Raw genomic sequence first — 834 nt, 5'->3', positions numbered from 1 at the left:
TATGCTGATTCGGGGAGGGTGAATATTGAGTTTGAGGCGAAATTGTATATTGATGTTTCAAACGTTAAATGTTGTGTTGGTTTTCATTTGGGGACTGTTCCTCAGGAAACTAAAGAACAATATGAAAATTGGATTTTTTCACAACAAGAAAATCCATCAACGATTTCTTTGAAAGATTATCAAAAATGGCTTAATTTATTTAATCAGTATACAACAAAAGAGTATAGTTCTCCATTAAGCCCTCATCTTAAAACACCGGATGCACTTAATTCAATTATTACTTTATCTAAATGTTTTTAAAACCTGGTTCTATGAAATCTTCAATTATTATTGGTATTCTCTTAATATTCGGAAATACAATATACAGCCAGAACCATTTTCTGAATGATACTCTAATTAAAAAGGTTTCTGTATTTGATGATGATATAATTTATAATTATGTTGATTTTGATGGTTCATATGATGAGTTGCCTTTGCCTAAAGATATAAATGGCAAGTTGCCTGAAGTTATTGGGTTTAATTATAACCCTGAAAGCCAAATAATAAATCTCACAGAAAAAATCTTTGATGTAAAAGAAATAAAAGATTTGATTAATAGTAAATGTGTTATAAAGTGTATTTCTACTTCTTCAGGTAAGGTTGTTAGTGTATCTTTTAAATTTTCTGCAAGAGAACCGAAAATTTGCCTGGATAAATTCGTAAAGTTCTCTCAGCAGTTTAAGGAAAAAATAACCATAGAGACTATATTTAGTGAGAAAATAGAAGAGGAAGGGTATATACAATCATCTTATGGGCTTTTTCTTGTGTTAAAAAGAAAAATGTTGGAATAAGTGG

The 834-nt window shown here is 29.4% G+C and carries 2 protein-coding genes; both read left to right on the top strand.

All coding sequences use genetic code 11. The features are described from left to right. A partial coding sequence (locus tag ATH1_RS21740; protein ID WP_010424047.1) for a hypothetical protein occupies positions 1-300 on the top strand: 300 nt, incomplete at its 5' end. An 11-nt stretch (positions 301-311) separates the two neighbouring features. After that, entirely contained in the window at positions 312-830 is a 519-nt protein-coding gene (locus ATH1_RS0115825) for a hypothetical protein (protein ID WP_029164173.1), read from the top strand. The last annotated feature ends 4 nt before the right edge of the window (positions 831-834 follow it).

The sequence above is a fragment of the Anaerophaga thermohalophila DSM 12881 genome (assembly GCF_000191885.1).
GTDB classification, from domain to species: Bacteria; Bacteroidota; Bacteroidia; order Bacteroidales; family Marinilabiliaceae; genus Anaerophaga; species Anaerophaga thermohalophila.
Note: the sequence above shows the minus strand (reverse complement) of the source record. Positions and strands in the feature narration are given on the sequence as shown.